Origin of the sequence: Pseudomonas sp. LPB4.O (assembly GCF_038383825.1) — a bacterium.
In the GTDB taxonomy this organism is placed as follows: domain Bacteria; phylum Pseudomonadota; class Gammaproteobacteria; order Pseudomonadales; family Pseudomonadaceae; genus Aquipseudomonas; species Aquipseudomonas putida.
Genome location: NZ_CP151298.1, coordinates 4,068,715 through 4,093,480, shown reverse-complemented (window position 1 = coordinate 4,093,480; position 24,766 = coordinate 4,068,715). Strand labels below are relative to the sequence as shown.

Annotated in this window: 21 protein-coding genes; 13 read left to right on the top strand and 8 right to left on the bottom strand. The window is 63.8% G+C overall.

Going from position 1 to position 24,766, the window contains the following annotated elements; translation table 11 throughout:
- Positions 1 to 278 precede the first annotated feature (278 nt).
- On the top strand, positions 279 to 1,433 hold the full coding sequence (locus tag MRBLPB4O_RS18645; RefSeq protein ID WP_341796227.1) for an MFS transporter: 1,155 nt from the start codon (positions 279 to 281) through the stop codon (positions 1,431 to 1,433).
- Between the two features lie 36 nt (positions 1,434 to 1,469).
- Here the strand turns inward: MRBLPB4O_RS18645 and MRBLPB4O_RS18640 are convergent, their stop codons facing one another.
- The 3 genes from MRBLPB4O_RS18640 to MRBLPB4O_RS18630 form a co-directional block, all read right to left on the bottom strand.
- A complete protein-coding gene (locus tag MRBLPB4O_RS18640; RefSeq protein ID WP_341796226.1) occupies positions 1,470 to 2,363 on the bottom strand; it encodes an SMP-30/gluconolactonase/LRE family protein in 894 nt (297 codons plus the stop codon).
- Positions 2,364 to 2,389: 26 nt separating this feature from the next.
- Positions 2,390 to 3,208 (bottom strand): NAD(P)-dependent oxidoreductase, encoded by an 819-nt coding sequence (locus MRBLPB4O_RS18635; RefSeq protein WP_341796225.1) that lies wholly within the window; start codon positions 3,206 to 3,208, stop codon positions 2,390 to 2,392.
- A gap of 74 nt (positions 3,209 to 3,282) precedes the next feature.
- A complete protein-coding gene (locus MRBLPB4O_RS18630; protein ID WP_063422691.1) occupies positions 3,283 to 4,008 on the bottom strand; it encodes an oligogalacturonate-specific porin KdgM family protein in 726 nt (241 codons plus the stop codon).
- A gap of 342 nt (positions 4,009 to 4,350) precedes the next feature.
- Between MRBLPB4O_RS18630 and MRBLPB4O_RS18625 the strand changes: the two genes are divergently transcribed.
- The 8 genes from MRBLPB4O_RS18625 to MRBLPB4O_RS18590 all read left to right on the top strand — a co-directional run bounded on the left by MRBLPB4O_RS18625 (position 4,351) and on the right by MRBLPB4O_RS18590 (position 14,404).
- Positions 4,351 to 5,505, top strand: coding sequence for a mandelate racemase family protein (locus MRBLPB4O_RS18625; RefSeq protein WP_341796224.1), 1,155 nt, complete (start codon positions 4,351 to 4,353; stop codon positions 5,503 to 5,505).
- A gap of 69 nt (positions 5,506 to 5,574) precedes the next feature.
- The gene (locus MRBLPB4O_RS18620; RefSeq protein ID WP_341796223.1) at positions 5,575 to 7,185 is read left to right on the top strand and encodes an ABC transporter substrate-binding protein; all 1,611 of its coding nucleotides are present in this window, start codon (positions 5,575 to 5,577) and stop codon (positions 7,183 to 7,185) included.
- 66 nt (positions 7,186 to 7,251) lie between these two features.
- The gene (locus tag MRBLPB4O_RS18615) at positions 7,252 to 8,289 is read left to right on the top strand and encodes an ABC transporter permease (RefSeq protein WP_023047279.1); all 1,038 of its coding nucleotides are present in this window, start codon (positions 7,252 to 7,254) and stop codon (positions 8,287 to 8,289) included.
- 55 nt (positions 8,290 to 8,344) lie between these two features.
- Complete coding sequence (locus MRBLPB4O_RS18610; RefSeq protein ID WP_341796222.1) at positions 8,345 to 9,955, top strand: ABC transporter substrate-binding protein; 1,611 nt, start codon at positions 8,345 to 8,347, stop codon at positions 9,953 to 9,955.
- Positions 9,956 to 10,029: 74 nt separating this feature from the next.
- Positions 10,030 to 10,935, top strand: coding sequence for an ABC transporter permease (locus MRBLPB4O_RS18605; protein WP_341796221.1), 906 nt, complete (start codon positions 10,030 to 10,032; stop codon positions 10,933 to 10,935).
- Between the two features lie 11 nt (positions 10,936 to 10,946).
- Entirely contained in the window at positions 10,947 to 11,786 is an 840-nt protein-coding gene (locus MRBLPB4O_RS18600) for an ABC transporter ATP-binding protein (protein WP_341796220.1), read from the top strand.
- Between the two features lie 10 nt (positions 11,787 to 11,796).
- Complete coding sequence (locus MRBLPB4O_RS18595; protein WP_341796219.1) at positions 11,797 to 12,573, top strand: ABC transporter ATP-binding protein; 777 nt, start codon at positions 11,797 to 11,799, stop codon at positions 12,571 to 12,573.
- Positions 12,574 to 12,601: 28 nt separating this feature from the next.
- Entirely contained in the window at positions 12,602 to 14,404 is a 1,803-nt protein-coding gene (locus MRBLPB4O_RS18590) for a glycoside hydrolase family 28 protein (protein WP_341796218.1), read from the top strand.
- 2 nt (positions 14,405 to 14,406) lie between these two features.
- Here the strand turns inward: MRBLPB4O_RS18590 and MRBLPB4O_RS18585 are convergent, their stop codons facing one another.
- Complete coding sequence (locus MRBLPB4O_RS18585) at positions 14,407 to 15,153, bottom strand: FadR/GntR family transcriptional regulator (RefSeq protein ID WP_341796217.1); 747 nt, start codon at positions 15,151 to 15,153, stop codon at positions 14,407 to 14,409.
- Positions 15,154 to 15,249: 96 nt separating this feature from the next.
- Here MRBLPB4O_RS18585 and MRBLPB4O_RS18580 point away from each other — a divergent pair, with 96 nt between their 5' ends.
- Entirely contained in the window at positions 15,250 to 15,969 is a 720-nt protein-coding gene (locus MRBLPB4O_RS18580) for a FadR/GntR family transcriptional regulator (protein ID WP_341796216.1), read from the top strand.
- A gap of 110 nt (positions 15,970 to 16,079) precedes the next feature.
- Positions 16,080 to 16,718, top strand: coding sequence for a TetR family transcriptional regulator (locus MRBLPB4O_RS18575; protein WP_016487984.1), 639 nt, complete (start codon positions 16,080 to 16,082; stop codon positions 16,716 to 16,718).
- Between the two features lie 3 nt (positions 16,719 to 16,721).
- Here MRBLPB4O_RS18575 and MRBLPB4O_RS18570 read toward each other — a convergent pair whose 3' ends face one another.
- The 4 genes from MRBLPB4O_RS18570 to MRBLPB4O_RS18555 form a co-directional block, all read right to left on the bottom strand.
- Positions 16,722 to 20,285, bottom strand: a complete 3,564-nt coding sequence (locus MRBLPB4O_RS18570) for a molybdopterin cofactor-binding domain-containing protein (RefSeq protein WP_341796215.1) — start codon at positions 20,283 to 20,285, stop codon at positions 16,722 to 16,724.
- A complete protein-coding gene (locus MRBLPB4O_RS18565; RefSeq protein ID WP_016498881.1) occupies positions 20,282 to 20,755 on the bottom strand; it encodes a (2Fe-2S)-binding protein in 474 nt (157 codons plus the stop codon). The genes MRBLPB4O_RS18570 and MRBLPB4O_RS18565 overlap by 4 nt, the downstream gene beginning before the upstream one ends.
- Positions 20,756 to 20,888: 133 nt before the next feature.
- A complete protein-coding gene (locus MRBLPB4O_RS18560; protein WP_341796214.1) occupies positions 20,889 to 21,365 on the bottom strand; it encodes a MarR family transcriptional regulator in 477 nt (158 codons plus the stop codon).
- 70 nt (positions 21,366 to 21,435) lie between these two features.
- Positions 21,436 to 22,488 (bottom strand): 2,5-dihydroxypyridine 5,6-dioxygenase, encoded by a 1,053-nt coding sequence (locus MRBLPB4O_RS18555; protein WP_341796213.1) that lies wholly within the window; start codon positions 22,486 to 22,488, stop codon positions 21,436 to 21,438.
- A 322-nt stretch (positions 22,489 to 22,810) separates the two neighbouring features.
- On the opposite strand from MRBLPB4O_RS18555, the gene nicC reads away from it, so the two are divergent.
- Both nicC and nicD read left to right on the top strand, forming a co-directional pair.
- Positions 22,811 to 23,959, top strand: coding sequence for a 6-hydroxynicotinate 3-monooxygenase (gene nicC, locus MRBLPB4O_RS18550; RefSeq protein ID WP_341796212.1), 1,149 nt, complete (start codon positions 22,811 to 22,813; stop codon positions 23,957 to 23,959).
- A complete protein-coding gene (nicD, locus tag MRBLPB4O_RS18545) occupies positions 23,956 to 24,762 on the top strand; it encodes an N-formylmaleamate deformylase (protein WP_341796211.1) in 807 nt (268 codons plus the stop codon). Before nicC ends, nicD begins: the two co-directional genes overlap by 4 nt.
- Positions 24,763 to 24,766: the final 4 nt, after the last annotated feature.

Below are 24,766 nucleotides of genomic sequence, written 5' to 3'. Positions count from 1 at the left end.
GGGCCTTTTTTACTGAGGCTTGGGTGATGTACCACGGTAGGGGGGATGCGGGTATGTCTCCAATTAATTATCAGGATCGGGTGCAGTGCATTTCTGGATGCCGGCAACGGGCGGCGGCCTGCATTAAAAAGTCCACTGAAGTCGATGCCGATAATTAACTTTCAAAGCCTTCGATCTCGGCCCACGATTGCCTACGAGACCCGCCCAGCCGCCCGCTACGGCGCCTTCCAGGGCAGGTCGCCACACACAATAAAAACAAATGCCGTGTCGGGGTCCCCATGACGCAAGATTCCAAGCTGCTGCGTGCCGCGCTGATTTTCATCGCCTGTACTTCCTTCATCGTCTGTGGCGTACAACCCATCTTCATGGGGTTGGTCACGGAGCAACTGAGCCTGTCACTCGATCAGCAGGGCTGGGTGGTGTCGGTCGAGATGATCGGCATGACCCTGGGCACCTTGCTTTGCCCGGTGCTGATGAAGCGCCATGGCGGGCGCAGCCTGTGCCTGATAGTGGGCGCACTGTGCGTGGCGTTGAGCATCGCGACCGCCTTTGCCACCACCAACACCCTGCTGCTGATCGTGCGCCTGGCGGCTGGCACCTGTGCGGGGCTGGTGTATGCGTATGCGGTGTCCACGCTGGGCCGCTTGCCCAACCAGGACCGCTCGTTCGGGTTGATGCTGTTGCTGCAAACGCCAGAGTACTCGCTGTTTTCGGCAGCGTTGCCGTTGCTGGCCGCGCAGAGTGGCACGGTAACCGCCTTGTGCGCGTTTGGCCTGTGGTACTTGCTGATCTGCGGCGCCAGCCTGGTGCTGCCGCGTCGCCCCGCGGCGTTGCTGGCCAGTGGCGAAGCCTCGCCTGCCCAGGGTGGTTCGGCGCGCACAGGGCGCACTGCGTTGGTGGGCATGCTGTTCATGCAGATTGCCATTTATTGCGTGTGGGGCTTCATCGATCAGTTGGCGCGAGACCAGGGCATCAGCGGCGTCGATATTGGCTGGGCGTTCGGCCTGTCGGCCCTGGGTGGTTTGCCGGGTGCGGGGCTGCCTAGCCTGTTGGGTGCGCGGGTCAATCGCCAATTGATGATCGCCGTGGGGCTGGTGGCGGTATTCATTTCTATCGCCATGCTCACCGGCCATACACGCACGCCGACGCAGCTGTTCGTCGCGTTGTTGCTGATCAACTTTGGCTGGGTGCTGTCGTTGTCGTACTACATGGCGCTGATCACCACCAACGACCCGACCGGCAAGCTCACGCCGCTGGTCAGCATCACGTTGATGGGGGCTGCAGCGGTGACGCCGGCACTGATCGCCATGCTGGTGGAGGGCTCCAACCAGCAGCTGATTTTCCTGTTGGGTACCGGGGCGTTGGTGATTGCCTTTGCGGTCACTTGCCTTGGGGCAGGTCGCAGGGGGATGCCCAGCAAGGCTGCTTACTGAGCATACCCCTGGTGGCAGCCAATACCGGCCCAGGCTTCAGCCCCGGGCAATCGGCTCCGGCAAGCCCTTTACGCCGGGGTTTAATGCGAACACGCCACCGGCCAGTGGCTGGTCGCTCAGGTCAATGCCTTGTGGGCGAATCGACGTCACGAACAGCGTATCCAGCTGCGGGCCGCCGAATGCGCACATGGTCGGTTTCTTTACCGGTAGCGGCAGGGCGCGGTCCAGTTTCCCTTCGGGGGTTAAGCGCAGTACCTGGCCGGCATCGATCGCGCAAATCCAGTAGCAACCCTCGGCATCTACCGCAGCCCCGTCCGGTCGGCCGGGGTGCTGGTTCATGTCGACGAATATTCGGCGGTTGTGCGGTGTGCCGCTGTCGATGTCGTAGTCGAAGGCCCAGATCAGCTGAACGCTGGGGTGCGAGTCGGAGACATACAATGTTTTGCCGTCCGGGCTGAACGCCATGCCGTTGGGCACGATCAGCTTGTCCAGTCGTGCTTGCATTGGCTTTACCGTTGCGTCCGCCATCGGGTCATATCGGTAAAGCGCACCCACCGGCTCGGCGCCCATGTTTGTTTGCATCGTACCGGCCCAAAAGCGCCCCTGGCGGTCGCAACGCCCGTCATTGAAACGCATGCCGGGCCTCGCGTGTTCGACGCTGGCGCGCTTGTCGGGAATCAGGCGACCGTCAGCCTGGGGGGTGAGGTGGAAGACCCCGCTCTCCAAGGCCCCAAGCCAGTGGCCTTGCTGGCTACGGACGATGCAGCCGAGCATTTCGTCTGCGGCCCAGTGACGGGTCTGGCCATCTGGTTGCCAGCGGTGCAGGCGGCCTGCCGGTATATCTACCCAGTACAAGGCATTTTCCTGCGGGTGCCAGACCGGGCTTTCGCCTGTGGCATTGCGTGCATCGGTAATCAGTTCGGCTGTCATGGAAGAATTGCGCACTCCATCAGGGTTTAGTCGCCAAAAGGGCCGGCAGCGGTGAAGGCGCCACCTTGCAGGTGGGCCGTCGGGTCATCTGTAGCGGGCTTTGGCTGCTGCTCCAGGGCCGTGCGGAAGCGCTCGGCACTGTCCTTCGGATTGAAGTCCAGGTGTGCGGCGTGGCGGTTGCTCCACCAGAGGTCGCGGTTGGCTGAGACACCGTACACCACGGTATGGCCGACGTTTTCGGCAAGCAATGCGCGCTCTACCAGATGCGCCAGGTCGCCGTAGCTCAGCCAGGTGGACAGCATGCGCACATTGCGTGGTTCGGGGAACGAAGAGCCGATGCGCAGGCTGACGGTTTCGATGCCGTAGCGGTGGAAGTAGAACGTGGCCAGGTCTTCGCCGTAGGCCTTCGACAGCCCGTAGTAGCAGTCTGGTCGGCGCGGCGAATGCGCATCTACCTGTTCGCCTTGAGGGTAAAAGCCGGTGACATGGTTCGAGCTGGCGAACACCACGCGCTTGATGCCGTGCTTTCGGGCGGCCTCATAGATGTGGAAGGTACCGACGATGTTGGCTTGCAAAATCTCTTCGAAGGCACGCTCGGTGGAGATGCCGCCCAGGTGCACGATGGCGTCCACATCCTGGGCCAGGGCCAATACGCCGGCCTTGTCGGCCAGGTCGCAGTTGATGACTTGCTCATGCTCGCCCGCAGCCGCTGCCATGGGGCTGATGTCTGAGACGCGCACGATGTTGGCGTGTGCTTGCAGTGCTTCGCGAAGCACTTGCCCGAGCCCGCCGGCGGCGCCGGTGAGCAGCAGGCGGTTGAAGGGTTTGCGGTTGGTCGTGGTCATTGTCGGATGCCTTTTGCTGAAACTGCATGAGGGTGCCGTGGTGCAACGACACCGGCATGGTCGGGCGGTTGCCCTTACAGGAAGTTGTACTGGATACCCAGGCGCCAACGGGCCTGGCGATCGTCCGTGTAGCTGTTGACCTTGATGTCACCCACTTCCATGAAGGGCGCCCACTGTTTGTTGAGCTTGTACTTGATGATCAGGTTCTGCTCGTAGTCGCGCTTCTTGTTGTCGTAGCGGATGTAGTCGGTGGTGAAGTGGATGTACTGGTATTCGAATGCCCACGGGCCGCTGGGGGTGTAGCCGAGCCAGCCTTCAAGGCGGGTGGTGTTCTGGTTGTCCTTGGCGCGGTCCGCCTTGCTGTGGTCGATCTGGTCGCGGTCGAGGCTGCGTGCGTCGTGGCGTACGCGCGTGGCGACGTACCAGGTGTCGCTGAGCTTGTAGTTGTACTTCAGGCCGAACTTGTAGGTGGTTGCGTCCTTGGAGCTGTCCATCTGGAAGGCGGGGGTCCAGGTCGACTTGGGGCTCATCTTGTAGTTGTAGTCCACGGTGAACTCATGGCCGTTGTTGACCATGTTGTCGTAGGCGACGTCTTCGCGGTCGCCGGCAGTCTTGTATTTGATTTCTGCGGCAAACCCCAGGCCGCTGTCCTTGCGGTAACTCAGCTTTATCCGGTCGGAGTGAATGCTGTCGTCTTCGGTGAACGTGTGCCGGTAGTTGATGCTGGCGGAGTCTGCGCAGGCGTAGAACGACAGGCCGAGCGTACTGGCGGCGATGAGGCGGCGAAGTGTGTTGTTCATGCGATCTCTTTTTTTGTTTTTGTTGAGGACGTGATGAGGCGTGTGAGCAAGGTGGGTGAGGTGGTGAGCGCTCCGTGATTTTTAAAATAAGTTATCGTACGACTGTGGGGCTGTCTACGAATTATTGAAATGTTGTCTGATCACATGGGTGGATGGCTCTAAATCGGTGGTTATGGCTTTGTGTATGCTTTGTGATGGGGGTCGCAGGGTGGGGTTTAGCAGGCTATTCACAACTATTTCGTCGGTTTGAAGAGGTGCTTTTCAAATGTTGTATGATGACGTAGGATTGCCCTCAGAGCGTGACTCACCCGCCACAAATCCAATAAGAAGGCTCAGACGTCCATGATCATTACTGCTGTAAACGTCCAGGTGTTTTCCTACCCCACGCGCCGCGCTGTAGACAGCGCCGGCCATGCCCATCCGGGCGATGTGACCCAGGCCAAGATGGCCTTGCTACGCATCAAGACTGAGTGCGGCAACGAAGGCTTCGCCTTCGGCGCTCCCGAGCTGATCCGTCCGTATGTGCTGGATGGCTTCGTGCGCAAGGTGCTGGTCGGCGCCAATGCCTTCGACCGTGAAAAGATCTGGCACGACCTCGCCCACTGGCAGCGCGGCAGCGCAAGCCAGCTCACCGACCGCGCCCTGGCACTGGTCGAACAGGCCCTCTGGGACTGGGCCGGGCGCAAGCTCAAGGTGCCGGTGCACAAGCTCATCGGTGGCTACCGCGACAAGGTTCCGGCTTACGGTTCGACCATGTGCGGTGACGAGCTGACGGGTGGCCTGTCGACCCCTGAAGAGTACGGCCGCTTCGCCGAGACCCTGGTCAAACGTGGCTACAAGGCGATCAAGCTGCACACCTGGATGCCGCCGGTGTCGTTCGCCCCGAGCGTGAGCATGGACATCAAGGCCTGTGCCGCCGTACGTGAAGCGGTCGGCCCCGACATCGCGCTGATGATCGACGGCTATCACTGGTACAGCCGCACCGAAGCGCTGACCGTCGGCCGTGCCCTGGAGAAGCTGAATTTCGCCTGGTTCGAAGAGCCGATGATGGAAGACTCGGCCGAGTCCTACGCGTGGCTGGCCGCCCAGTTGGACATCCCCGTGCTGGGCCCGGAAAGCCTCGGTGGCAAACACCTGAGCCGCGCCAGTTGGGTCAAGAACGATGTCTGTGACATCCTGCGTGCCGGCGTTGCCGGGGTCGGCGGTATCGCCCCGTGCCTGAAGGTCGCGCACATGGCCGAAGCGTTTGGCATGGATTGCGAGATCCACGGCAACGGCGCGGCCAACCTGGCGGTGGTCGGCGCGATCAAGAACTGCACCTGGTACGAGCGCGGCCTGCTGCACCCGTTCCTCAACTATGACGAAGTACCGGCCTACCTCAAGCGCCTGGTCGACCCGATGGATGAAGACGGCTTCGTGCACCTCTCCGACCTGCCTGGACTGGGGGAGGAGATCGACTTCGACTACGTCGAGACCAACACGCTGCAGAGTTTCTGATTCGTGCATGGCGGCACGCCTCGGTGCGTGCCGCCCGAGAGTCCAATAACTATAAAAAGGCTATCTCACATGAGCGTTCTCCCCAAATTCTGGGCGGGGGTCCTGGCCGCATCGCTGGCGATGACGTCGGTACCTGCCGCTTTCGCCAAGACCCCCGCCGACCAGTTGATCGTCGGCATGAGCATGATCAACCTCCTGTCGCTCGACCCGGCCGCCGCCACCGGCCTGGATGTCTCCGAGGTCAATGCCAACCTCTACGACATGCTGCTGGTGCAGGACGTCAAGCAGCCGGACCAGCTGGTACCGGCCCTGGCGCAAAGCTGGCAGGTCAGCGACGACCGCAAGACCCTGACCTTCACGCTGCGCCCCGGCGTGACCTTCCAGTCGGGCAACCCGCTGACCGCCGAAGACGTCGCCTGGTCGTTGCAGCGCGTGCTCAAGCTCAATCTGGCCCTGGCCTCGACATGGAAGGCTTACGGCTTCACCGCCGGCAACGCCGCCCAGTACCTGCGCGCCGCCGACGAGCACACCTTTGTCCTCGAGCTGCCGCGGCCAACCGACCCGATGTTGGTGCTCAACACCCTGGCGACCTCGCCCAGTGCCTTTATCCTCGACCGCAAAGTGGTTCAGCAACACCAGAAGGGCGACGACATGGGCGGCGCCTGGCTGACTACCCACGCCGCCGGAAGCGGCCCGTTCATCCTCAATGACTGGCGCGCCAACGATGTGATCCTGATGAGCCGCTACGACGGTTACTGGGGTGGCCCGGCCAAGCTCAAGCGCATCGTCATGCGCAACATGACCGAGTCGCAGTCGCTGCGCCTGATGGTCGAGCGCGGTGACCTGGACCTGGCCAAGGGCATGTCCGCACCCGACATCGAAGCCCTGGAGAAGTCCGACAAGGTGCGCACCCAGACCGTGCAGCGCGGGACCCTCTATTACGTTGCCCTGAGCGTCAAGAACAAGCCCTACGATGACGCCCGCGTGCGCCGCGCGGTGCGTTCGCTGATCGACTATCAAGGCATCAACCAGACCGTCATGCCGCACTACGGCCAGCTCAACCAGCGCCCATTGCCGGTCGGCCTGCCGGCACGGCTGGACGATCCGGGCTACACCCTGAACGTCGCCGAGGCGAAAAAACTGCTGACCGAAGCCGGTTACCCGAATGGCTTCAAAACCACCATCCGCGTGCTCACCGAGCCGCCATTCATCAACATCGCCTCCAGCCTGCAGGCGACCCTGGCCCAGGCCGGCATCCAGGCGACCATCGTCACCGGCACCGGCAACCAGATCTACGGCGCCATGCGCGAACGCAGCTTCGACATCCTGGTCGGCCGCGGCGGTGGCGGGGCCGAGCGTCATCCGCATTCGAGCCTGCGGACCCTGGTGTACAACCCGGACAACCGCGACGAAGCCAAGCTGAGCAACTTCCAGGGCTGGCGCACGTCGTTCTACAGCCCCGAGCTGAACGCGCTGATCGAGCAGGCCGAAGTCGAGCCTGACAAGACCAGGCAACTGGCCCAGTACCAGCAGATCCAGAAGACCCTGGACGCGCAGGTCGGGGCGATCCTGCCGGTGTCGCAGATGACCGACACCGTGGTGGTCTACCACGATGTTCAGGATTACCAGACCCACAGTGCGGCCACCACCCGCTACAAAGACGTCTACAAGTCGCGATGAGCGGGAGCGGGGCGTGCGCGCCCCGAACGCCTCGGTGTTGGCTGAACGCATTTTCAGGAGCCTGTTATGTTAGTTTCGACTGCCTCTGTGCTGGGCACGCGCGTGTCTGGCACTGCCCGACGGGCCAGCACGGTCCTGGTGACCCTGCTCGGTCTGTTGGCGCTGACCTTCTTCATTGGTCGGGTGATGCCGCTGGACCCGGTGCTGGCCGTGGTCGGGCCGGACGCCGACAGCTCCACCTACGACCAGGTGTACCGGGCGATGGGCCTGGACCAGCCGATCTGGGTGCAGTTCGGGCTGTACCTCAACGACCTGCTCCACGGTGATTTCGGCAACGCCCTGCTGACCGGCCACCCGGTGCTGGACGACATCAAGCGGGTGTTCCCGGCGACCATCGAGTTGGCCACCCTGGCAATCCTTTTCGGCATCGTCATCGGCTTGCCACTGGGCGTGGTCGCGGCCAGTAACCAGGGCCGCCTTGGCGACCATGTGGCACGGGTGATCACCCTGTTCGGTTACTCCACGCCGATCTTCTGGGTCGGCATGATGGGCCTGCTGGTGTTCTACGCCTGGCTCGGCTGGGCCGGCGGGGCAGGGCGCATCGACCTCGCCTACGACGGCATGGTGCCGGACATCACCGGCCTGTTGCTGATCGACACGGCCCTGGCCGGCGATTGGGAAGCCTTCACCAGCGCGCTGCGGCACATCGTCCTGCCGGGGCTGATCCTGGGCCTCAACTCGGTCGCCTACATCAGCCGCATGACCCGCAGCTTCATGCTCGAACAGCTGTCCCAGGAATACATCATCACCGCCCGGGTCAAGGGCCTGTCGCGCCGCCAGGTGGTCTGGGGCCATGCGTTTCGCAACATCCTCGTGCAACTGCTGACGGTGGTCGCTTTGGCCTACGGCTCGCTGCTCGAAGGCGCGGTACTGATCGAAACGGTGTTTGCCTGGCCCGGTTTCGGTCAGTACCTGACCAGCAGCCTGATGCTCGGTGACATGAACGCGGTGATGGGCTGTGTGCTGGTGATCGGGCTGATCTTCGTCGCCCTGAACCTGATCAGCGACGCCCTGTACAAGGTGTTCGACCCAAGGACCCGTTAAGCCCCGCGCGGCCAGCGCGAACACAGTGCATGACTATAAAAACAAGGACAGCCACATGAAAACTGTACTTCCGATCCTGCGCCTGAGCCTGCTGGGTGCGATGCTGGCACTGGGGCCGATGGCCGCCGTGCAGGCCAAGACCCCCGCCGACCAGTTGATCGTCGGCATGAGCATGGTCAACCTGTTTTCCATCGACCCGGCCAACGCCCCGGGCCTGGATGCCTCCGGGGTCAACGCCAACCTGTATGACACGCTGGTCAAGCGCGACCAGGGCAACCCGGAAAAACACCTGCCACAGTTGGCCGAACGCTGGGAGATCAGCGAAGACGGCAAGCAGGTCACCTTCCACCTGCGCAGGGACGTCAAGTTCCATTCCGGCAACCCGCTGACCGCCGAAGACGTGGCCTGGTCGCTGTACCGGGTGATGAAACTCAACTTCGGCCTGGCCACCACGTGGAAGGCCTACGGCTACAGCGTCGACAACATTCAGGGGCTGATCCGCGCCACTGACCCGCATACCCTGGTGGTCGAGCTGCCGCAGCCCGCCGACCCGCTGCTGCTGATCGACTCGCTGGCGACCTCGCCCAGCGCGGTCATCGTCGACCGCCAGGAAGCCTTGAAGCACGAGAAGGACGGTGACCTGGGCGCCGCCTGGCTGGTCACCAACGAGGCCGGCAGCGGCCCGTTCACCCTGACCAAGTGGAGCGCCAACGACGCCTTGGTGATGACCCGCTTCGACGGCTACTGGGCGGGGCCTGCAAAAATGAAGCGGGTGCTGGTGCGGCACATGACCGAGTCGCAATCACTGCGGCTGATGCTCGAGCGCGGTGACCTCGACCTGGTCTACGGCATGGCCGCGCCAGACATCAAGGCCATCGAGAGCTCGCCCAAGCTGCAGGTGCAACCGCTGCAGCGCGGCACCATGTACTACGTGGCGATGAGCATGAAGCAGCCCGAATTCGCCAACCAGAAAGTCCGCGAAGCGGTGCGCAACCTGATCGACTACAAAGGCATCGACGAGCAGGTCATGCCGCACTACGGCATGCTCAACCAGCAGCCGATGCAGCTTGGCCTCGACGCCCGCCTGCCGGACCCAGGCTACAAGATGGATGTCGCCAAGGCCAAGGCGTTGCTGGCCGAAGCCGGCTACCCGCAAGGCTTCACCACCACCATCCGGACCTTGTCCGAGCCGCCGTTCATCGACATCGCCGCGCGCATGCAGTCGACGCTCGCCGAAGGCGGAATCAAGGCCAGCATCGTCACCGGCACCGGCAACCAGGTGTATGGCGCGATGCGCGCGCGCAACTTCGAGATGATCGTCGCGCGCGGTGCCGAGCGCTACCCGCACCCGTATTTCAGCCTGCGCACCTTTGTCTACAACCCGGACAACAGCGATAGCGCGGGCCTGCCCAACTTCCAGGGCTGGCGCGCGTCTTTCTTCGATCAACAGCTCAATGCGCTGATCGACCAGGCGGGCGTCGAGCGTGACGCCGCCAAGCGCGTGAGCCTGTACCACCAGGCCCAGCAGCGCTACGACCAGCAGGTCGGGCCGATCATGATGCTCTCGCAGATGACCGACACCGCGGTGAGTGCGGTGGACGTCAAGGGCTTTACCGGCGATGACGCCGAGGCGACCCGTTACCTGGGCGTCTACAAGCAACGCTGAACCTGTCCGGGGGCGCCAGCGGGCGCGCCGGGCGGCCATGATTTCACACCGAGAACATGCCGATGATTGCCAACATGTCTTCTACTCAAGCAAGCGCCAAGCCGCAGGCCGACACCACGCCGGCTTCCAGCCTCGACGCCTTTTACAAAAGCAGCCTGCGGGTGCTGCGCCACCTGTTGCGCAACCCCATGACCCTGGCCGGGCTGCTGGTGGCCGTGCTGCTGATCGTGGTCGCCACCTTCGCCCCGTTGATCGCCACCCATGACCCGGTGGTGCAGAACCTCGCCAACGCCCTGCAGGCCCCCGGTGCCGCGCACTGGTTCGGCACCGACGAATATGGCCGCGACATCTTCAGCCGGTTGGTCTACGGCTCACGAATCACCCTCTACATCATTACCCTGGTGACGATTATCGTCGGACCGATCGGGCTGTTCATCGGCACTGTGTCGGGCTACTACGGTGGCATCGTCGACACGGTGTTCATGCGCATCACCGACATCTTCATCTCGTTCCCCAGCCTGGTCCTGGCACTGGCGTTCATCGCTGCCCTTGGCCCTGGCCTGGAGCATGCCGTGGTCGCTATCGCGCTGACCTCGTGGCCACCGATCGCACGGCTGGCAAGGGCTGAAACCCTGTCGCTGCGCAAGGCCGACTTCGTTGTCGCGGTCGAGCTGCAGGGCGCCTCGTCGACGCGCATCATCCTGCGTCATATCGTGCCGATGTGCCTGTCGTCGGTGATCATCCGCCTGACCATGAACATGGCCGGGATCATCCTCACCGCCGCGGCGCTGGGCTTTCTCGGCCTTGGCGCACAGGCGCCGCTGCCGGAGTGGGGCGCGATGATCTCCACCGGTCGACGCTACATGCTCGAATGTTGGTGGCTGGTGGCGGTACCGGGTGCGGCGATCATGCTGGTGAGCCTGGCGTTCAACCTGCTGGGCGATGGCCTGCGGGACATTCTCGACCCGCGTAGCGAGTAACTGGAGGCTTTATGTCGTCGCTCAAACTCAACGTCGAAGCGCTCAACGTACGCTTCGTCAACGGCAAGAAAGAAATGCACGCGGTGCGCGATGTGTCGTTCACCCTTGGCCGGGAAAAACTGGCCATCGTCGGCGAGTCCGGCTCGGGCAAGTCGACGGTCGGGCGCAGCTTGCTCAAGCTGCACCCCGGCAGCACGCAGATCACCGCCAAGGCCCTGCAGTTCGGCGATGTCGACCTGCTCAGCGCCAGCGAAAAGGCCATGCAGAAGATCCGTGGCCAGCGCATCTCGATGATCATGCAAGACCCCAAGTACTCGCTCAACCCGGTGGTCAAGGTTGGCGACCAGATCGCCGAGGCGTACCTGGCGCACCACAAGGCCAGCCGCAGCGAGGCACGCGAGCGGGTCATGCTGATGCTGGAAAAGGTCCATATCCGCGACCCGAAACGCGTCTACAACCTGTACCCGCATGAAGTCAGCGGCGGCATGGGCCAGCGCATCATGATCGCCATGATGGTCATCACCAGCCCGGAGGTGATCATCGCCGACGAGCCAACCTCGGCGCTCGACGTGTCGGTGCGTCAACAGGTGCTCAACGTGCTCGAAGAGCTGGTGGTCGAGCAGCAGATGGGGCTGATCTTCGTCAGCCACGACCTCAACCTGGTGCGCAACTACTGTGACCGGGTGTTGGTGATGTACGCCGGGCGGGTGGTCGAGTCGCTCGCCGCGTGCGACCTGCAGTATGCCGAACACCCGTATACCCGTGGCCTGCTGGCGGCCTTGCCGAGCATGGACAACCGCCGCCCGCGCTTGCCGGTGCTGCAACGCGACCCGCTCTGGCTCACCTGCTGAGGTAACTGACATGTCCATGATCCAAGCACAATCGCTGAACCTGAGCTTCGGCGTTGGCGCCACCCTCAACCAGGTGCTGCACGACGTCGACCTGACCGTCGAGGACGGCGAGTCGTTCGGCCTGGTGGGCGAGTCGGGCTCCGGCAAGACCACCGTGCTGCGCTGCCTGGCCGGCCAGTACCGGCACTGGAGCGGGGCGCTGAGCATTGCCGGCGGTGCGTTGCAGCACAAGCTGCCCAAGGAGCACTTTCGCAAGGTGCAGATGGTCTTCCAGGACCCCTACGGCTCGTTGCACCCGCGGCACACCATCGACACCGCCTTGCGCGAGCCGCTGACCATTCACGGCATGTCTGATCGCGACGACCGGATCAACGACATCCTGGTCAAGGTCGGCCTCAATGACAGCTTCCGCTACCGCTATCCGCACCAGTTGTCGGGCGGGCAGCGCCAGCGTGTGGCGATTGCCCGCGCGCTGATCCTCGAGCCGCGTGTGTTGCTGCTGGATGAGCCGACCTCGGCGCTGGATGTCTCGGTGCAGGCCGAGATCCTCAACCTGCTGGCGGACCTGCGCCAGCGCGAGAAGCTCACCTACCTGATGGTGACCCACGACCTGGGGGTGGTCAGCCACCTGTGCGACAAGGTCGCGGTGATGCAGCAAGGGCGGATCGTCGAGCAACTGGACTGCCGGGCACTGAGCCAGGACCAGGCCACCCACGATTACACCCGTATGCTGGTGCAAGCCAGCCGCGACTTCAGCGCCGATTGTGCCCCGGCCATGTCGGCCTGAACCCGGCAATTACAAGGAAGACAAAAACATGCCGAATGCCAACCTTGCATCCGCTTCGCGGGTGCGTGCTGCCGTGGCTGCCCTGGCCATGGGCAGCAGCTTGCCGCTGTGGGCCGTAGAGGCCCCTGCTACGGTCCAGGTGCCGACGCTGGCCTACGACGACCGGCAGATCATCCTGGTCTGGGAAAAGCCCGCCAGCCATGCCGAAATCGTCGACTACCACGTGTACGCCAATGGCAGATTGCTGGGTGCAAGCAACGCCAACAACGATCAGGTCTCACCGGCCAAGCCTTACATCGACCATTTCTACCAGCAGGACCCGCAGAACTTCCACCACCGCATCGCCATTCACAGCTTCACCGCCCAGGGGCTTGCGCCCGATACCGAGTACCGCTTCACCGTGCGTTCGGTCGATCGCAACGGCAAGGAGTCGGCCGACAGCCCCGTGGTTGTGCAGCGAACCACGGCCGTACCGGCACTGTTCAATGTGCAGCGCTACGGTGCCAAGGGCGATGGCAAAGCGCTCGACACGGCCGCCATCCAGCGTGCCATCGACGCTTGCAGCAAGGGCTGCAAGGTGCTGCTGCCTGCCGGCACGTACAAGAGCGGGGCACTCTACCTCAAGAGCGACATGACCCTGGAAATCGCCGAGGGCGCTACCCTGCTGGGCTCCGAGCGTGCCGAGGACTACCCGCGCGAAGGCTATATCCAGTACCCGTATTCCACCACCGTGCGCCCGGCCTCGCTGATCAACGCGTTGCCGCGCGACCCGCAGGCGCATCAGGCCTTCGAGAACATCCGCATCGTTGGCAAGGGCACGATCGACGGCAATGGCTGGAAGCGCAACCCGGATGTGCTCGACGAGCGCGGGCAAGCCTTGCCCTTCTACCTGCCCAGCGACAACACCCGCTACATGCACGATGGCGTGCTGGCCAGGGCCCAGGTGGAGCGGGCGGTGGCCGAGGGCATGAACGTCAAGGACGCCTACGGCCAGATGCGCTCGTCGCTGATCACCCTGCGCAATGTGACAAACGTGTTCTATGGCGGCTTCACGGTGGTCAACCCGGCCTACCACGGCATCATGAATCTGGAGACGCAGAATGTGGTGCTGGCGAACACCACGCACCGTACCTACGACGCCAACAACGGCGACGGTATCGAGTTTGCCAACAGCCGCGGCGCGCTGGTGTTCAACAACTTCTTCGACACCGGTGACGACTGCGTCAACTTCGCCGCTGGCACCGGTGCGGGTGCGGTCCAGCAAAAGCCGCAGGAAGATGCCTGGATCTTCAACAACTACTTCCGCAAGGGCCATGGGATGATCGTGGCGGGCAGCCACACCGGCGCCTGGATCCAGAACATCCTCGCCGAAGACAACGTTTCGGACGGCACAGATACCGGCTTGCGCATGAAAAGCACCAACTTCATGGGCGGTGGCGCACGCCACGTGACCTTCCGTGATTCAGCCATTCGCAATACCGCAAAACAGGCCTTCATCTTCACCCTGGATTACAACGACCCGAATGCCAAGCTCGACTACAAGCGCTCGACGGTGGCGGGGCAGTTCCGTGACATCACGGTCAGCGACGTGAGCGTGGAAAACGCCAGCACCGCTGCCATCGAGGTGAAGGGCGATAGCAGCCATGGCGCCTGGCATCAGGGGCTGGTGTTCGAGCGTGTACGTTTCAGCGGGCCGGCCCCGGTCAAGATCGATGGCCTGAAAGATTCGCGGTTCGTCGGGCTTCGCTTCACCCACACCGGGGGCGCCAACCCTTGGCAGGTACAGGGCAGCCAAGGGCTGGCCTTCACGGATGTGGAGCCTGCGCCTTAGCTTCAGGCCTCGCTGTAAAAAGCCTGTAGCCGTTGCGCCTCACGCAGGCGCGTACGGCTGTTGCTCAGGTGCAAGTACATGGCGGCGCGCGCCGCATCAACCTGACGGCTGGCGATGGCATCGTAGATCTGCTGATGTTCGGCGTTGATACCGGCCAGGTAGGTGCTGCGGTTGCTCTGGCCGGTGTAGGCAGAGTTCATGCGCGTGCGGGGGATCATCTTGGTGCCCAGATGCTTCATGATATCGATCAGGTACTGGTTGCCTGCGGCCTTGGCAATTTTCAGGTGGAACTGGAAATCGGCGTTTGTCGTGCTGCCGGATTTTTCCGGGCCCTGCATCAGGGCCTCCAGCGCTTGCTGCAGTTCTTCGAGAGCCTGTGGCGTGGCCCGTTCGGCGGCCATGCCGGCGGCTTGCACTTCAAGGCTCAGGCGGTATTCCAGCAGGTCGAGCACATCGGACAGCAGGCTGATGGTTGCCGGCCCCACGTTGAAGCTCTCCGGTGCCGGCATGTCCAGCACGAAGGTGCCCACACCGTGGCGAGTCTCGACCAGGCCCGCGGCCTGCATGCGTGATAAGGCCTCGCGTATCACCGAGCGGCTGACACCTTCGGTTGCGATTAGCGTGGCTTCGGTGGGCAGCTTGTCGCCACGCTTGAGTGTGCCTTCGCGCATGCGCTCGGCGAAGCGTTCGACCAGCGCTTCGGCCAGGCGGCGGGGCGGTTGAGAGGGGCTGGCGGTGTGGTCTGGCATTGCTGTGCTCGCGTCTGAACAGCGGCCAGTATAGTGCGTTTTGGCACCAGGCTGCGGGTATACTCCGGGGTCTTCCGCTTATCAAGGGTTCACACAATGGCATCCGCCACCCCGGAAAAACGCCTGAATCTCGCCCAGCAACTGGTGCATGACCTGTCGCAGCAGATTCGCTCGGGTGAATTGCCAGCGGGTAGCAAATTGCCCACCGAAGAAGCTGTGACCAAAGCGCGAGGCGTAAGCCGTACCGTGGTGCGTGAAGCCATTTCGCGGTTGCAGGCCGAGGGCCTGGTCGAAACCCGCCGTGGTATCGGCACCTTCGTTGTAGACGCCATCCCGGCAGGTGACTTCCAGAGCACCAGCCCTGGAATGGGCGATGCTTACAACGAGGTGGCGATCATCGAGTTGCGGCTTTGCCTTGAGGTTGAGGCGGCTGCCATTGCTGCCCAGCGTGCCACCCCAGAGCAACTGGCTGCCCTGCGGGCGGCGCTGGATGAGGCCGTTGATACGCAGTCAGCGCCCTGCATGCGAACCGACTTCGAGTTTCACCTGCAGATAGCCCAATGCACGGGCAACAGCTTTTTCATCGACACCATGACCCACCTTGGGCATACCTTGTTTGCGGTGGCGCGGCAGGCCATGCCGACGTGCGATGCTCAGCAGCGGGCACTGGAGGCGCGGGAGCGCGAGCAAGTGCATGCCGCGATCACCCGCAAGGATGCCGGTGCTGCCCGTGCGGCCATGCGGCTGCACCTGGTCAATTGCCTGACACGCGCGCAGCGAAGCATTGCCCCAGGCGAACGGGGTGCCGAGCCGTAGGTGGCGGCACGCTGCAACGCCACAACGTATCTCAGCCCAGCCGAAAAGCCGCGCAAAGGCCCAACGTCTGTGGCAGTGTTGGGTATCTGGCCAGCCCCGCAGGGACCGACATGCAAACTCGCAAAACCGGTGTTCGCGCCCAACAGGCCGACCGCACCCGGGACAACATTCTCAAGGCTGCGGTGAAGGTCTTCAGCAAGGAAGGCTTCACCGGTGGGCGTATCGAGCAGATCTCCACGCTGGCCAAGTCCAACGACCGGATGATCTATTACTACTTCGGCAGCAAGGAAAAGCTGTTCATCAGCGTGCTGGAGCATATCTACGCCAGCTTCAACCAGGCCGAAGCCAAGCTGCGCATCGACCTCGGCGACCCGGAACAGGCCCTGCGTGAGCTGGTGGCGTTCATCTGGGATTACTACGTGCGCCACCCTGAATTCGTCACCATCCTCGCCACCGAAAATCTTCACCAGGGCCAGCACGCGCGCAAGTCGCAGAACCTCAAGGCGCTGTCCGGCGAAGCGGTGGGCGTGCTGCGGCCGATCATTGAAGCAGGCCAGGCCAAGGGCCTGTTCCGCGACGACATCGACATCACCCACGCCTACCTGATGATTGCCTCGCTCTGCTATTTCTATAATTCCAACCGGCATACCCTCAGCTCGTTTCTGGCCGTGGACCTGGCCGACAAGCAGGCCAAGGCCGACTGGCTGGTGTTTATCAGCGACCTTGCCCTGCGCGGCCTGCGCCGCTGACGCTCAGTGGCTGCCGGGGTTGGCGCGCACCTGCGCGGCCTTGGCCGCCAGCCCTTGCCAGGCGGGCTTGTCCGCAGCGAAGCGCTGGCGCAGGTAAGCTGCCAGGTCGGCGACCTGGCGGTCCGACAGGCTGTCCTTGAAGCCGGGCATGTAGCCCAGGTCACGGGTTGCGGGGGTGGCAATGCCGTGCAACACCACGCGCAATAGGTTGTCCGGCAGGGGGCTGTGGACGTTGCTGTTGACCGCCATCGACGGGCTGACGCCAAACAGCTTCGGCCCCAGACCATCGCTGTGGCAGGCCATGCATGCGCCTTTGAATACCCGCTCGCCGTTACTCAGCGACACTTGCGTGTCCACCTGGGGCGCGGCCTTGGCGGCCACTGCCTGTGGCTCGCCGTCGAGTGAACCGAGGTAGTGGGCAATGGCACGCACGTCGCTCTTTGGCAGGGTGGCCAGTTCGCTGACCACCGGGCCCATGGGGCCCGCCGCCACACCGTGCTTTTCGGAGAAGCCGGTGCTCAGGTAGCTGAAAAGCTCGTCTTCGCTCCACGGCGTGGATGATTTGCCCAGGGCATTCAGGGCAGGGGCTTCCCACCCATCGACCATGCCGCCGGCCAGGTAGCTGCTGCCGCCTTTTTCCGCGCCCAGCAGGTTGCGCGGCGAGTGGCAGGCTGTGCAGTGGCCCAGGCCGTCGACCAGGTAGGCGCCGCGGTTCCACTGGGCACTGCGCTGCGGGTCGGGCTGGTATTCGCCGCGTTGCAGAAACAGCGCATTCCAGCCGGCCATCAGTGGCCGCTGGTTGAACGGGAAGCGCATCTGGTTGGCGGGTGCTTGCTGGCGTACCGGAGTTTGCGACATCAGGTAGGCATACAGCGCCTGCATGTCGGCGTCGTTGATGTTGCGAAACGAGGTATAGGGAAACGCCGGGTACAGGTGCCGACCGTCGCGGCTGATGCCTTCGCGCATGGCCCGCTCGAAGGCGCCGAACGACCAGCGGCCGATGCCGGTTTCCGGGTCGGGCGTGATGTTGGTGCTGTACAGCGTGCCGAACGGTGTTTCCATCGCCAGCCCGCCTGCATTGACCTTGCCGCCGCTGACCGTATGGCACACGGCGCAGTCACCGGCCGCCGCCACCTGGCGCCCACGATCGAGCATCGCGGCGCTCCAGCTGCCGGCGCCTGGTGGGGTTACCGGGGCGATTTCGGCGCGCCAGGGCAGGGCTGTGGCGAGTACACCCAGTGCAGCGCCGAATACCCCGGCCAGCGAGCCGAACCACCACTTCGAACGCTTGGTGGTCGGCTGCGCTGGCGCGGGCGCGTCAGGGCCCTGACCTTCGCCATCGAGGGCGGCACGCACCCGTTCTGCCGTGATGGGCAGCTCGCGAAAACGAATGCCGGTCGCGTCGAAAATGGCATTGGCGATGGCCGCCGCGCTCGGTACCGAGGCCGACTCGCCACTGCCCATCGGTGCTTCGTGCTGACGCGGCAGCATCATCACGTCGATGGCCGGCAGTTCGGGGAAGGTCAGGATCGGGTAGCCGCCCCATTCCTTGCTGGCCACGGTCGACTCTTCGAAGCTGACCTGCTCCTTGAGCACTCGGCTGGTGGACTGGATGACGTTGCCGTGGATCTGGTGGCGCACGCCCTCGGGGTTGACCATCATCCCGGCATCGTGGCCGATCACCACGCGGGTGACGGCCACTTCACCGGTGCGCCGGTCCACCGCGACATCGGCCACCCATGCCGCCCACGCCGCGCCAAAACCGGGGAACTTGCTGTGGATGTAGCGTGCATAGGCAAAGCCCCTGCCGCGCAGCACATCGCCTTCGGCCTGCGCCTGCATGGGCCGGGTATGCGGCTGCCATTCGGCGCGGTCGGCGGTGGCCTTGACCAGGTCGATGGCGCGCGGGTCGGACAGGTGCCTGAGGCGGTATTCGACCGGGTCGACGCCAGCGGCAAAGGCCAGCTCATCGATGTACGACTCGTGGGCGAAGCTGTTGGGCATGGCCGACACGCCACGCATCCACGAGGCGCGTACCAGTGGCGTCATGTCGTTGATGGTGACGCGCATGTGTTCGTAGTCATAGGGCGGTATCGACGTGCGGTCGCCCATTTCGAACAGGGCCGGCACCGGTTCCACGGCACCGGTCAGCAGCAGGGCCAGGGTAGGTGCGCCATTGGACGGGTAGCTGGTCTGGAAGTCGTAGGCGGCCACGCTGCCATCGGCGTTCAGGCCGCCGTCGATTTCCATCAGCTGCGCGGTGCCCTTGGGCTCCCACACATGCTCCTGCTCGCGGGTCAGCTGCACCCGCACCGGGCGCTGTACCGCGCGCGACAGCAGCACCGCGTCGGCGCACACGTCATCGGCACAGTTGCGGCCGTAGCAACCGGCGGCCTCCATGCGGATGATCTCGATGCGCTCCTCTGTGCACTCCAGCAGCCAGGCCAGGTCGGCGCGCAGCAGATGCGGGTTCTGCGTGCCGGACCACACGCGGATTGGCCCATCGGTGAAGTCGGCCAGTGCGCACGACGGGCCGATCGATGCGTGCAGCTGGTACGGCCACAGGTAGCTGCGGCTCAGGCGCTGGGTGGCATTGGCAATGCCGCCGTCGACATCGCCCTGGTCCAGCACGGTGCGCTGTACCCGCGGGTTGTCGCGGATGGCCTGGGCGACATCGCTGAGGTCGGGCAGCTTGCCTGTGAATGGCTTCCAGCTGATTTTCAGCGCCTGGGCCGCGCGGATCGCTTGCTCTTCGCGCTCGGCCACTACGCCAACAAAGTCGCGGATGACGACCACGGCCACCACGCCGGGCAAATGGGCGATGGACGATTCATCCACCGCCAGCAGGCTGTTGCCGACGAAGTCGCCGCTGTCATGACCGGCGTAGGGCGGGCGGATCACCCGGCCGTGAAGCATGTCGGGCAGGCGCATGTCATGCACATAGGTCAACTCGCCGGTGGCCTTGCCGGGAATGTCTACCCGTGCAGCGCTGCGGCCGACCAGGCGGTAGTCGTCGATGGCCTTGAGCGGGGCATCTTCGGCAATGTGCAACTGGTGGTTTTCGCCCTGTACCAGTTCGGCAAAACGCAGCGTGCTGCCATCGCTGGCGATGACCACGCCGTCTTCGATGCGTAGCACTTCGGGCGTGCAGCCAAGGCGATGCGCGGCCTGCTGCAACAGGTGGCGCCGTGCGGTGGCGGCTGCCTTGCGCAGGGGCACGGCGGAAATCTGCAGGGTGGCGCTGGCGATGGTCGCGCCCTGGTTGGGTGCCCGCTCGGTGTCGCCCAGTACCATGTGCACCTGGTCCATGCGCAGGTCCAGCTCTTCGGCGACGATTTGCGCCAGCGAGGTGCGGATGCCGGTGCCCAGGTCGACGTGGCCGTTGAAGGCGTAGACCATGCCGTCGTCGCTGACAGCGATGAACAACGCCAGCTCGCGCGCCTTGACCACAGGCGTCACACCCTTGGCCACGGGGCCCGAGGGTGGGGTGATCTGGTCGACGATCAGCAACACGCCAGTCTTGGCCAGCAGTTGGTCGCGGCTGGGCACCTGTTGTGAGTGGTTCATGCTTTTCTCCGGGTCTCGGCGGCGCGGCGCACGGCGCGCAGGATTTCGACGTGAGTGCCGCAGCGGCACAGGTTGCCGGACAGTTCCTGGCGAATCTGTTCGTCGCTGGGGTCGGGAATACGGTCGAGCAGGGCCTTGGTGGTCATGATCATGCCGTTCATGCAGTAGCCGCACTGGGCTGCCTGTTCGTCGATGAACGCCTGTTGCACCGGGTGTGGCGCAGCCTTGCTGCCCAGCCCTTCGAGGGTGGTGATATCGCGACCCGCTGCGCCGGCCAGGGGGATGACGCAGGAGCGTGCGGCCACGCCGTCGATGATCACCGTGCACGCCCCGCATTCGCCCAGGCCGCAGCCGTATTTGGGGCCGTTCAGGCACAGGTCGTTGCGCAGGATAAGCAGCAGCGGGGTGTCGGGCATGGCGCTGACTTCGACAGGCTGGCCGTTGACCCGCAGGGAGATGGTTGTTTGCATTGTTGGCTCATCTCTGGAGGTTGCTTGCGCTACCAAAGGACTCACATGACGCGAGATTTTCAGTAAGTACTCACTACATGAAATGAGTGAGCAAGAAGCAGGCCAGAGATGGTTTACCGGGCGCGTCAGCTTGTCAGCCGGGGTTTTCGTCGCTGTCGATCATCTTGCGCAGGAGGTACAAAATGGCCACGCGTTCGCCGGCATTCAGGCTGCCCATGCTCAGTTCGCTGATCTGCCGGGCGCAGGGGATCATTGCGTCGAGCAATGCCGCGCCGCTGTCGGTGAGTTCGACAATGACCTTGCGCCGGTCGCCCGGGTCTGGCGACAGCTGCACCAGCTCGCGCGTTTTCAGGCGCTCGACGATGCCGCGGATGGTTGCCTGGTCCACCGCGGTGGCCTTGATCAGTTCTGCCTGGGAGCTGGGACCGTGGTCGCGCAGGGCACACAGGGTAACGAACTGGATCGAGGTAAGCTGCGGGTCGCAGGCCTGCTGTTGGAAGATCGCCGTGTGCCGTTGGTAAGCCTTGCGCAGCAGGTGGCCGACTTGTTCGGTGACGTCATAGGGTGTGGTGTCGAGCAGGGCGCTGCTGGGGGTGATTTTCTTTGGCATGGGATGGCTTGGGCTGGGTGGAAAGGTGCTGGCCGGCCGCCATTAGCGGAGCGCCCGGCCAGTATAACCACTATCGCGCCCTTGATTCCTCTGGTGCGACCACGTCGCCGGCCAGCACCACGGCCTTGTCGTCCAGGTAGATATCGCAGTTGCGCAGCGGGATGTCCAGGTGGCAGGGGGTCTTGCGCTTGCCGCCGACCTCGGTGTTCGGGCCGGTGGAGAACAGGAAGTTGCCGTAGAACGCGCGGGCGTCCATGCACATGCCGTCGTTGCGGTCGTGCAAGCCCATGGCCGTCCACTGCGCGCGCGGCTGCAGGCCCCAGCCGATGTGTGAGATACCGTACACCTCGGGGTCGTTGAAGTACTTCATGTAGTCGCGCAGGTACTCGGCCTCGAAGCCGCCGTGGATGCCGGTGATAAAGCCTTTTTCAATCTCCAGGGTGATGCGCTCGCGGCAGTAGTTCTTGAACGGCAGGATGATGTCGCCCACGTCCAGCACCAGTGTGCCCTCGGCACTGTCCTCGTTGGGCCAGGTGAACAGGAAACCGCTGGGCCAGTGGTCCCAGCGCCCAGGTTCGTCGGCATAGCCGTACTCGGTCACGGCGGGGTACTGGCCGAGCGGGGCGTGGAAGTCGCTGCCGGCCTTGGACCGCACATGCATGCTGCACGCCTGTTTCAGCAAGGTTTCAGCGGCCAGCACCCGGCGTTTGTCCTCTTCGCTCGGCAGCATGCGCGCCAGCACTTCGGGTGGCTCCACCGCCAGCAGGATGCGCGTGCCGGTCTTGAGGATCTGCTCCTGCTCGGGCGAGTGCAGCAGCATCATGGTATCGACGACCAGGTCGGCCGCTTCCAGCGCCCGCTGCGCCGCCAGGTTGCCGGTCAGTGCGGTGTCGCCGCAGTAGGCAGTCATGTCGTTGCCCATGGCGGTCGGGTGGTTGAACGCCGGCAGCTCTACCGCATACACCTTCGCCTTCAGGCGCTGCGCGGCCTCCATCGCGGCGTTGACCGTGCGCGGGTCGGAGTAGTGGCTCTTGAGTACGGCCACGCTCTGCGTCTCGTCCACGCGGGACAGCTTCAGTACGTGCTCGAACATCTGGGTCAGTTGTGCATTGCTCACCGGCATCGGGGTTCTCCTGGGTGGCGTTGACAGGGGTGCACCATGGCAGTGCCTGGCGCTTCATTGCGGTGCAAAATAATAGTGTGTACACCCTACTTTTGCAGATGAAAGCGCATCCGGACGGCAAGCGCAAGTTATCTGTTAAACGTTACCTATTCACACATACCGCCAATGTTTGCGGTAACAGATAGCCGGTATTGGCTTTCGATCAGGTGTTTGAAAAATATTTTGCTGGGCCTCTATCCAAAGTTCATTTGCAGCGTATACGCTCTAAATCGTCAGGCGGTCGAACCGCTGGCCACATATCAGAACAAGAGGAGAGATACCCATGCGTGGTAGGCAGAAAATCGCAATCGTCGGTGCGGGTCTGGGTGGGGCGGCCGCCGCCACGTTGCTGCAGCAGGCCGGGTTCGATGTCGAGGTGTTCGAGCAGGCGCCGGAGTTCACCCGCCTGGGGGCGGGCATCCATATCGGCCCCAACGTGATGAAGATCTTCCGCCGCATGGGGCTGGAGCAGAAGCTGGAGCTGATGGGCTCGCATCCGGACTTCTGGTTCAGTCGCGATGGCAATAGCGGTGACTACCTGGCGCGCATCCCGTTGGGCGAGTTTGCCCGCCGCGAGTACGGCGCGGCCTACATCACCATTCACCGTGGCGACCTGCACGCCCTGCAGATCGAGGCGATCAAGCCGGGTACCGTGCACTTCGGCAAGCGCCTGCAAAAGATCGTCGACGAAGGCGACCAGGTGCGCCTGGACTTCGCCGACGGCACCCACACCCTGGCCGACATCGTCATCGGCGCCGACGGCATCCACTCCAGGATTCGTGAAGAACTGCTGGGCGCTGAAGCGCCGATGTACAGCGGTTGGGTCGCCCACCGTGCGCTGATCCGCGGGGTAAACCTGGCGCAGCATGCCGATGTGTTCGAGCCCTGCGTCAAGTGGTGGTCCGAAGACCGCCACATGATGGTCTACTACACCACCGGCAAGCGCGACGAGTACTACTTCGTCACCGGCGTACCGCACGCGGCCTGGGACTTCCAGGGGGCCTACGTTGACAGCAGCCAGGAGGAAATGCGCGCTGCCTTCGAGGGCTACCACCCCACCGTGCAGAAGCTGATCGACGCCACCGAATCGATCACCAAATGGCCGCTGCGCAACCGCAACCCACTGCCGCTGTGGAGCCGTGGCCGCCTGGTGTTGCTGGGTGATGCCTGCCACCCGATGAAGCCACACATGGCCCAGGGCGCGTGCATGGCCATCGAGGATGCAGCCATGCTGACCCGCTGCCTGCAGGAAACCGGGCTGTCCGACCACCGTACCGCGTTCGCCCTGTACGAGGCCAACCGCAAGGAGCGGGCGTCCCGGGTTCAGGCGGTATCGAACGCCAATACCTTCCTCTACAGCCAGGAGGACCCGGCCTGGGTCTACGGCTATGACCTGTACAGCCAGGCGCTGAAAAGCGGGGAGGCGGCATGAGCACCTTCGTCGCCGGCGGCAACGTCTGCGCCAATGGCATCCGCCAGCATTACCTGCGCTATGGCGGCAAGGGCCATGCGCTGATCCTGGTGCCAGGCATCACCAGCCCGGCGATCACCTGGGGCTTTGTCGCCGAGCGCCTTGGGTTGTACTTCGACACCTACGTGCTGGATGTGCGCGGCCGCGGCTTGTCTTCAAGCGGCCCCGAGCTGGACTACGGCACCGACGCCTGTGCTGCGGACATTCCGGCCTTTGCCGCAGCGCTGGGCCTGGATAGCTACCACCTGGTCGGGCACTCGATGGGTGCGCGCTTTGCCATTCGCGCGGCTGCCCAAGAAGCACCGGGGCTGCAGCGGCTGGTGCTGGTCGACCCGCCGGTGTCCGGGCCAGGCCGCCGTGCCTACCCGAGCAAGCTGCCGTGGTATGTGGATTCGATCCGCCAGGCCACGGTGGGCATGAGCGGCGACGACATGCGCGCATTCTGCGCCAGCTGGAGCGACGAGCAGCTGGCGCTGCGGGCCGAATGGCTGCACACCTGCCACGAGCCGGCGGTCGTGCGGGCGTTTGATGATTTTCACAACGTGGATATCCACCAATACCTGCCCGCGGTGCGCCAGCCAGCATTGCTGATGGTGGCCGGGCGAGGTGGGGTAATCGAGCCCCGTGACATCGCTGAAATATGCGAACTCAAGCCGGATATCCAGGTCGCGCATGTCGACAACGCCGGCCACATGATCCCATGGGATGACCTGGACGGCTTCTTCGCCGCTTTTGGCGACTTCCTCGACCAACCCCTTGTCTGACGGA

Bases quoted from the DNA above. Each gene is read 5' to 3' on its own strand.
- MRBLPB4O_RS18645 (WP_341796227.1), top strand. From the start codon at position 279: ATGACGCAAGATTCCAAGCTGCTGCGTGCCGCGCTGATTTTCATCGCC.
- MRBLPB4O_RS18640 (WP_341796226.1), bottom strand. From the start codon at position 2,363: ATGACAGCCGAACTGATTACCGATGCACGCAATGCCACAGGCGAAAGC.
- MRBLPB4O_RS18635 (WP_341796225.1), bottom strand. From the start codon at position 3,208: ATGACCACGACCAACCGCAAACCCTTCAACCGCCTGCTGCTCACCGGC.
- MRBLPB4O_RS18630 (WP_063422691.1), bottom strand. From the start codon at position 4,008: ATGAACAACACACTTCGCCGCCTCATCGCCGCCAGTACGCTCGGCCTG.
- MRBLPB4O_RS18625 (WP_341796224.1), top strand. From the start codon at position 4,351: ATGATCATTACTGCTGTAAACGTCCAGGTGTTTTCCTACCCCACGCGC.
- MRBLPB4O_RS18620 (WP_341796223.1), top strand. From the start codon at position 5,575: ATGAGCGTTCTCCCCAAATTCTGGGCGGGGGTCCTGGCCGCATCGCTG.
- MRBLPB4O_RS18615 (WP_023047279.1), top strand. From the start codon at position 7,252: ATGTTAGTTTCGACTGCCTCTGTGCTGGGCACGCGCGTGTCTGGCACT.
- MRBLPB4O_RS18610 (WP_341796222.1), top strand. From the start codon at position 8,345: ATGAAAACTGTACTTCCGATCCTGCGCCTGAGCCTGCTGGGTGCGATG.
- MRBLPB4O_RS18605 (WP_341796221.1), top strand. From the start codon at position 10,030: ATGTCTTCTACTCAAGCAAGCGCCAAGCCGCAGGCCGACACCACGCCG.
- MRBLPB4O_RS18600 (WP_341796220.1), top strand. From the start codon at position 10,947: ATGTCGTCGCTCAAACTCAACGTCGAAGCGCTCAACGTACGCTTCGTC.
- MRBLPB4O_RS18595 (WP_341796219.1), top strand. From the start codon at position 11,797: ATGTCCATGATCCAAGCACAATCGCTGAACCTGAGCTTCGGCGTTGGC.
- MRBLPB4O_RS18590 (WP_341796218.1), top strand. From the start codon at position 12,602: ATGCCGAATGCCAACCTTGCATCCGCTTCGCGGGTGCGTGCTGCCGTG.
- MRBLPB4O_RS18585 (WP_341796217.1), bottom strand. From the start codon at position 15,153: ATGCCAGACCACACCGCCAGCCCCTCTCAACCGCCCCGCCGCCTGGCC.
- MRBLPB4O_RS18580 (WP_341796216.1), top strand. From the start codon at position 15,250: ATGGCATCCGCCACCCCGGAAAAACGCCTGAATCTCGCCCAGCAACTG.
- MRBLPB4O_RS18575 (WP_016487984.1), top strand. From the start codon at position 16,080: ATGCAAACTCGCAAAACCGGTGTTCGCGCCCAACAGGCCGACCGCACC.
- MRBLPB4O_RS18570 (WP_341796215.1), bottom strand. From the start codon at position 20,285: ATGAACCACTCACAACAGGTGCCCAGCCGCGACCAACTGCTGGCCAAG.
- MRBLPB4O_RS18565 (WP_016498881.1), bottom strand. From the start codon at position 20,755: ATGCAAACAACCATCTCCCTGCGGGTCAACGGCCAGCCTGTCGAAGTC.
- MRBLPB4O_RS18560 (WP_341796214.1), bottom strand. From the start codon at position 21,365: ATGCCAAAGAAAATCACCCCCAGCAGCGCCCTGCTCGACACCACACCC.
- MRBLPB4O_RS18555 (WP_341796213.1), bottom strand. From the start codon at position 22,488: ATGCCGGTGAGCAATGCACAACTGACCCAGATGTTCGAGCACGTACTG.
- nicC (WP_341796212.1), top strand. From the start codon at position 22,811: ATGCGTGGTAGGCAGAAAATCGCAATCGTCGGTGCGGGTCTGGGTGGG.
- nicD (WP_341796211.1), top strand. From the start codon at position 23,956: ATGAGCACCTTCGTCGCCGGCGGCAACGTCTGCGCCAATGGCATCCGC.